This is a genomic window from Streptomyces inusitatus (genome assembly GCF_014651115.1).
In the GTDB taxonomy this organism is placed as follows: domain Bacteria; phylum Actinomycetota; class Actinomycetes; order Streptomycetales; family Streptomycetaceae; genus Streptomyces; species Streptomyces amakusaensis.
This window is the reverse complement of the sequence record NZ_BMWG01000012.1, coordinates 95,425-102,059: the sequence shown is the minus strand read 5'-3', so window position 1 is coordinate 102,059 and position 6,635 is coordinate 95,425. Positions and strand designations below refer to the sequence as shown.

Below are 6,635 nucleotides of genomic sequence, written 5' to 3'. Positions count from 1 at the left end.
CCCCCCCCCGGCGGGGGGGAAACCCGGGACACACCCGTGAGGGCGCCCCCCCCCCGGGCGCCCCCCCGGCGGGCCCCCCCCGCCCGCCCGTTTCCCCGCCGGGCCACACCGGCCCGGCGGGCCGGATCAGCCACACCCCAGCAATGACGCGATCGATCTCCCCCGCGGCGCGGAGGCGTTCTAGGCTCTTCGGTACCGCCGGCTCGCGCAGCGCGGGGACGGGCACCGCATGCGCACCGGAGCACCAGCGGTACTTGAAGCGCCGCCCCCGGACGGGAGCGTCGCAGGGCAAGGAGGGCCGCATGACCGTACGGCGAGTAATGGGAATCGAGACGGAGTACGGCATCTCCGTCCCGGGCCATCCCAACGCCAATGCCATGCTCACCTCATCCCAGATCGTCAACGCCTACGCGGCGGCGATGCACCGGGCGCGCCGCGCCCGCTGGGACTTCGAGGAGGAGAACCCGCTGCGGGACGCCCGGGGCTTCGACCTCGCCCGAGAGGTCGCCGACTCCAGTCAGCTCACCGACGAGGACATCGGCCTGGCCAATGTGATCCTCACCAACGGCGCGCGGCTCTACGTCGACCACGCGCACCCCGAGTACAGCTCTCCCGAGGTCACCAACCCGCGCGACGCCGTCCTGTGGGACAAGGCCGGCGAACGGATCATGGCCGAGGCCGCCGACCGCGCGGCCCAGCTCCCCGGCGCCCTGCCGATCCATCTCTACAAGAACAACACGGACAACAAGGGCGCCTCCTACGGTACGCACGAGAACTATCTGATGAAGCGGGAGACGCCGTTCTCCGACATCGTGCGCCATCTGACCCCGTTCTTCGTCTCGCGGCAGGTGGTCACCGGCGCGGGCCGGGTCGGCATCGGCCAGGACGGGCACGAGGACGGCTTCCAGATCAGCCAGCGGGCCGACTATTTCGAGGTAGAGGTCGGCCTGGAGACCACACTCAAGCGCCCCATCATCAACACCAGGGACGAGCCGCACTCCGACGCCGAGAAGTACCGCCGGCTCCATGTGATCATCGGTGACGCGAATCTGTCGGAGATCTCGACCTATCTCAAGCTCGGCACCACCGCGCTGGTCCTCTCCATGATCGAGGACGGCTTCATCGCCGTCGACCTCGCCGTCGACCAGCCGGTGCGCACACTGCACCAGGTCTCCCACGACCCGGGGCTGAAGCAGCTGGTCACGCTGCGCAGCGGGCGGACACTCACCGCTGTCCAGCTCCAGATGGAGTACTACGAGCTGTCCAGGAAGTATGTCGAGGAGCGATTCGGGGCCGACGCGGACGAGCAGACCAAGGATGTGCTGGCCCGCTGGGAGGACACGCTCAACCGGCTGGAGAACGATCCGATGAGCCTCTCGGGCGAGCTGGACTGGATCGCCAAGAAGGAGCTGATGGAGGGCTACCGCCGCCGGGACGGGCTGGGCTGGGACGCGGCCCGGCTGCATCTGGTGGATCTCCAGTACGCCGACGTACGGCCCGAGAAGGGCCTCTACAACCGGCTGGCCGCCCGGGGCAGGATGAAACGGCTGCTGGACGAGACGGATGTGGTGCGGGCCCGCGCCAAGCCTCCCGAGGACACCCGCGCCTACTTCCGGGGCCGCTGTCTGGAGCAGTACGCGGACGATGTGGCCGCGGCCTCCTGGGACTCCGTGATCTTCGACCTCCCGGGCCGTGACTCGCTTCAGCGGGTCCCGACCCTGGAGCCGCTGCGCGGCACCCGCAATCACGTCAAGGAGCTGCTGGACCGGTGCCGGACGGCGGAAGACCTGGTCCGGGTGTTGTCAGGGGGCTAAAAGGGCCTGGTTCGGGAATCATCAACGGGAATCGCGGGGACGGCCCCAGGGCGTTGAGGAAAGTACGGGGCCGATGTCGGACCGGGCTTGTAGGGTCTGATCTTGACAGGAACGAACTCACGTCAGGGCAAACCGAGCGGGGTGAGGGACATGGCGACCAAGGACACCGGCGGCGGACAGCAGAAGGCCACGCGTTCCACGGAGGAGGCCGAGGAGCAGGCGCAGGACGCGCAGGTCTCCGAGGATCTCAAGGAGCGCCAGGAGAAGCTGTCGGACGACGTGGACTCCGTACTGGACGAGATCGACGACGTGCTCGAAGAGAACGCCGAGGACTTCGTCCGCTCATTCGTACAAAAAGGCGGACAGTAGCGGAGCCGTCGGGCTCTGCCGAGCCGACGCGCCGTTCTGTGCGCCGGGCCGCCCGGGGGCGAGCAGCGCCTTTCCGGTGCCCGTACCGCACGACCGCGGCCGAACACGGCGTGATGACCGCGGGACGGAGGGTTCCGCTCCCTCCGTCCCGCGGCTTCCGCCGCACATGTGGATCACTGCCGGGAGACGGGTAGGGTCCGTGGCATACCGTGCTTCAACCGTAATTCGGCCATCGGCACGTTGGGAGACCATCCCGACACCGTCCGTCGGGCTGCCGCCTACGTGGAAGGAAACTCGTGGAAGCCAACACTCGTGGCGCCGGACGTCTGCCGGCTGCCTTTCTGACGCCTGGCTCCTCCTCCTTCATGGACTTCCTGGGGGAGCACACCCCGGAAATGCTCCCGGGGAACCGTGCTCTTCCGGCCGTGCAGGGAGCCTTCGAGGCCCCGCACGGCACGACCATCCTCGCCGTCACCTTCTCCGGCGGCGTGGTGCTCGCCGGTGACCGGCGCGCGACCATGGGAAATGTGATCGCCCAGCGCGACATGGAGAAGGTCTTCCCGGCCGACGAGTACTCGGCCGTGGGCATCGCGGGCACCGCGGGCCTCGCGGTGGAGATGGTGAAGCTCTTCCAGCTGGAGCTGGAGCACTTCGAGAAGGTGGAGGGCGTCCAGCTCTCCCTGGAGGGCAAGGCGAACCGGCTGTCGACCATGATCCGGGGCAATCTGGGCATGGCCATGCAGGGGCTCGCGGTCGTTCCGCTCTTCGCGGGGTACGACGTGGACCGCGGCAAGGGGCGGATCTTCTCGTACGACGTGACGGGCGGCCGCTCGGAGGAGCGGGGCTACGCGGCGACCGGCTCGGGTTCGGTCTACGCGCGCGGCTCCATGAAGAAGCTCTATCACGAGGATCTGACCGAGGAGCAGGCCGCCACGCTGGCGGTGCAGGCGCTCTACGACGCGGCCGACGACGACTCGGCGACCGCCGGCCCCGACATCGCCCGGCGGATTTTCCCGATCATCACGGTGATCACCGAGGACGGGGTCCGCAAGCTCACCGACGACGAGTCCTCCGAGATCGCCCGGGCGATTCTGGAGCGCCGCCTCGAACGGCCCGACGGGCCGCGCGCCGCGCTGCTCTGATGTTTTTTCGGCTACTACTCGGCGGGGCTTTCACGCCACTGACAGAAAGGGACGGATAACCGGTGACGACGCCGTTCTATGTCTCGCCCGCACAGGCCATGCAGGATCGGGCGGAATATGCCCGCAAGGGCATTGCCCGAGGTCGCAGCCTGGTTGTGATCCAGTACGCCGACGGAATTGTCTTCGTCGGCGAGAACCCGTCCCGCGCGCTGCACAAGTTCAGCGAGATCTACGACCGGATCGGTTTCGCGGCGGCCGGCAAGTACAACGAGTACGAGAATCTCCGGATCGGCGGGGTGCGCTACGCGGATCTGCGCGGATACACCTATGACCGTGACGATGTGACCGCCCGCGGTCTGGCGAATGTCTACGCGCAGACGCTGGGCACGATCTTCTCCAGTTCGGCCGAGAAGCCGTACGAGGTGGAGCTGGTGGTCGCCGAGGTCGGCGCGACGCCCGACGGCGACCAGATCTACCGGCTGCCGCACGACGGGTCGATCGTGGACGAGCACGGCTCGGTCGCGGTCGGCGGCAGCGCCGAGCAGATCAGCGCGTTCCTGGACCAGCGCCACCGGGACGGCATGTCGCTCGCGGAGGCGCTGAAGCTCGCGGTGCAGGCGCTCTCCACCCAGACCAACGGCACCGAGCGGGAGATCCCGGCGGAGCGCCTCGAAGTCGCGGTGCTGGACCGCACCCGCCCGCAGAAGCGGAAGTTCAAGCGCATCGTGGGCCGGCAGCTGGCCCGGCTGCTGGAGGCCGACGGGGCGGCCTCGGTTCCGACCGACGCCCCTTCGGACATCGAGGAGACCGAGGAGAGCGGCGGGACCGGCGAGACCCGCCAGAGTGGCGAGAGCGGCGAGTAGTCCGCCGGCGGAGCCATGAGCGTGCCCCGGGGGCGGTCCGACGGCCGGTCCCGGGGCACGGCCGTGTCCGGCCCCCTCCGCCGACGGCCGGGACCGCCGGTGGATCAGGGCAGTGACCAGTGGCGGAGGCCCCCGGTGTGCCGGGTCAGCCAGGTCCCGTCGCCGAGCGGGGTGACCCAGCCGACGGGCGCCGGATAGCGGACCCGCCCGAGCGGCCGGAGCGTGGCGGCGTCGCAGAGCCAGTGCCGGATCACCGCGGGGCGTCCCGGTGGGTAGGTCCGGCCGGTGACCAGCAGATGCCTGTCGTCCAGGAGGAACGCGCCGTCGAACTCGTCGCTGTCGCGCCCGGCGGTGAGCCGTGCCAGGTCGTACAGCGTGGTGGGCTCGTCGGCGGCGACGTCGTGGGCCGCGAGCTCATTGCGGTCGTCGTCGGCCGCGATCCGTTCGGCGCGGCGGAGGGTGAGCAGATGCGGCGGCGCGTCCGGCCCGCCGTCGGGCGGGCGCGGCAGAAAGTCGATGATCTCCCGCATGGCGGTGGTGCCCCGGATGTGGAGTCCGTCGCGGCGCGGCTCTATCCACCAGCTGGTCCAGCTGTACCAGGCGGTCCAGGAGGAGAGGGCGAGCAGCGCGCCGTCCGGACGCCAGCGCTGGGTGGCGACGGACGAGATGCCGCTGATCGGACGGCGGGCCCGGATCCGGCCGGAATCGGTGTCGAGCAGCAGCAGCGTGTCATTGCCGTAGGGGAGTCCGGACGCGCCGCCCCCGGGGCGGGCCGTCGCCGTTCCCCCGACGGCGAGGGTGGGCACCAGCACGCTGACGAGGCCGCCGCCCGGGTGCGGGGCGGGCGGCCCCGGCGGGCGCGGTTCGTCGTGACAGCCGTGCCACGGGGTGTGCGGAAGCTCCCAGAGCGTCCTTCCGTCGGCGGTGATCCGGCGGATCCCGGCGGCCTCGCAGACGATCGCGCCGTCCTCCAGCGCGGCGGCGGTGGAGCGCGGCGGCAGGGGCAGCGTCCGCAGCGGGGCGAGGGCCCCGGAGAGAAAGGTCTTGGCGTCGTGGATCTCCAGCCGGTCGTCGTCCGTCAGGGCCAGCCGTCCGCCGGTGAGCGGGGTCACCGAGCCGGTCGTGCCGACCGTTCCGACCAGGGTGGCGTCGATCGGCGTCTCCGCCGTACTCGTCATGATCAAGATCGTTCCACGCGGCACGTGCGGGCTCAAGGGCGGGCCGTCTCGGCGGTCCGTCAGCGCACCGACCCGGGTACGGGACCAGGCACGGACCCGGGCACGGCCCCGGGCACTGGGCCGGTGGACTCGCGGACGACGAGCTGTACGGGAAGCTCGTCCCGCGCCGGGGCGCGCCCGTCGAGCACCGCGAGCAGGGCGTGCATACCGCGCTCGCCGACCTGTTCGGCGGGGAGCCGCACGGTGGTCAGCTCGGGTTCGACGGCGGTGGCGAGGGCGAGATCGTCGAAGCCGGTGACCGAGAGATCCTCCGGGACGCGCAGGCCGAGCCTGCGGGCGGCCTTGCAGACCCCGGCGGCGAGGGTGTCCCCGTCGCAGACGACGGCGGTCGGCCGGGGACCCGGCGCGGTCAGCGCCCGGTGGGCGGCCTCCCGGGCGGCGTCGACGGTGAAGGGCCCCCGGACGGTCCGCACGCTCGCCCCGGGGACCGCGCCGACGGCGGCGGCCAGGGCGCGGGCGCGCACCTCGAAGGTCCAGGAGTCGATGGCCGGGGCGAGATGCAGATACCGGCGGTGGCCGAGGTCCAGCAGATGGCCCGCGACCTGACGGACGCCGTCGGCGATGGCGAGGTTGACCCGGGCGGCGGCCCCCCGGTCCTCGGGGTCGCTGTCGAGCATCACGAGCGGCAGACCGGAGGCGCGCAGCGCGGTGAGCGCGTCGGTGGCCATCGAGGAGGCGATCACACCGTCCAGGGCCGCGCGGGCGGAGGCGAAGGGGTCCTTGGCGGGGCCGATGCCGTCCGGGGAGGGGTAGACGACCACGCCGAAGCCGTGCCGCTCGGCGACGGCGGCGGCCCCGGTGTAGACGCGGGCGAAGAACTCGTGGGTGAGGGCCGGGACCACCAGGAGCGCGGTCCTGGTGTGGCCGAGGCGCAGATTCCGGGCGGCGAGATTGGGCCGGTAGCCCAGTGAGCGCGCGGTGTCGCGGACGGTGTCGGCGGTGCCGGGGGAGACCCGGCCGCGCCATTTGTCGCCGAGCACGAGCGAGACGGTGGCCTGCGAGACCCCGGCGGCCCGGGCGACGTCCCGGCTGGTGGGCCGGGCCCCGGGAGGGACGCCGTCGCCCGGGGGAGCCGGCTCCGGCTCCGGGGCCGTGGCGTGGCGCGGTCCGCCCCCGCCGGGAGCGGGCGGGCGCTGCCCGTCTGCCATGGTGCCGTCCTTCGCTGCGCCGCCGTCCGCGGTAGGCGCGGATCCGCGGCGGGGCGGTGCT

Annotated in this window: 6 protein-coding genes and 1 pseudogene; 5 read left to right on the top strand and 2 right to left on the bottom strand. The window is 71.7% G+C overall.

Annotated features, from left to right (window positions below):
- Positions 1-302 precede the first annotated feature (302 nt).
- The 5 genes and pseudogenes from dop to prcA all read left to right on the top strand — a co-directional run bounded on the left by dop (position 303) and on the right by prcA (position 4,188).
- Positions 303-1,814: a depupylase/deamidase Dop gene (gene dop, locus IE247_RS19350; RefSeq protein WP_190124432.1), complete on the top strand. Its 1,512-nt coding sequence runs from the start codon at positions 303-305 to the stop codon at positions 1,812-1,814.
- Between the two features lie 150 nt (positions 1,815-1,964).
- Positions 1,965-2,183 carry a ubiquitin-like protein Pup gene (locus IE247_RS19345; RefSeq protein WP_161226477.1) on the top strand — a complete coding sequence of 73 codons (219 nt, stop codon included), beginning with the start codon at positions 1,965-1,967 and terminating at the stop codon, positions 2,181-2,183.
- Between the two features lie 165 nt (positions 2,184-2,348).
- A pseudogene (locus IE247_RS19340) lies at positions 2,349-2,528 on the top strand (endonuclease domain-containing protein); the annotation flags it as partial.
- Positions 2,480-3,325, top strand: coding sequence for a proteasome subunit beta (gene prcB / locus IE247_RS19335; RefSeq protein WP_190124430.1), 846 nt, complete (start codon positions 2,480-2,482; stop codon positions 3,323-3,325). The pseudogene IE247_RS19340 and the gene prcB, both read left to right, overlap by 49 nt.
- A gap of 62 nt (positions 3,326-3,387) precedes the next feature.
- Positions 3,388-4,188, top strand: a complete 801-nt coding sequence (prcA, locus tag IE247_RS19330) for a proteasome subunit alpha (protein ID WP_190124429.1) — start codon at positions 3,388-3,390, stop codon at positions 4,186-4,188.
- A 104-nt stretch (positions 4,189-4,292) separates the two neighbouring features.
- Here the strand turns inward: prcA and IE247_RS19325 are convergent, their stop codons facing one another.
- On the bottom strand, positions 4,293-5,366 hold the full coding sequence (locus IE247_RS19325; RefSeq protein ID WP_190124428.1) for a hypothetical protein: 1,074 nt from the start codon (positions 5,364-5,366) through the stop codon (positions 4,293-4,295).
- A 59-nt stretch (positions 5,367-5,425) separates the two neighbouring features.
- The gene (locus IE247_RS19320; RefSeq protein ID WP_190124427.1) at positions 5,426-6,574 is read right to left on the bottom strand and encodes a LacI family DNA-binding transcriptional regulator; all 1,149 of its coding nucleotides are present in this window, start codon (positions 6,572-6,574) and stop codon (positions 5,426-5,428) included.
- Positions 6,575-6,635: the final 61 nt, after the last annotated feature.

Coding starts and splice junctions, on each gene's coding strand:
- dop (WP_190124432.1), top strand. CDS start 303: ATGACCGTACGGCGAGTAATGGGAATCGAGACGGAGTACGGCATCTCC.
- IE247_RS19345 (WP_161226477.1), top strand. CDS start 1,965: ATGGCGACCAAGGACACCGGCGGCGGACAGCAGAAGGCCACGCGTTCC.
- IE247_RS19325 (WP_190124428.1), bottom strand. CDS start 5,366: ATGACGAGTACGGCGGAGACGCCGATCGACGCCACCCTGGTCGGAACG.
- IE247_RS19320 (WP_190124427.1), bottom strand. CDS start 6,574: ATGGCAGACGGGCAGCGCCCGCCCGCTCCCGGCGGGGGCGGACCGCGC.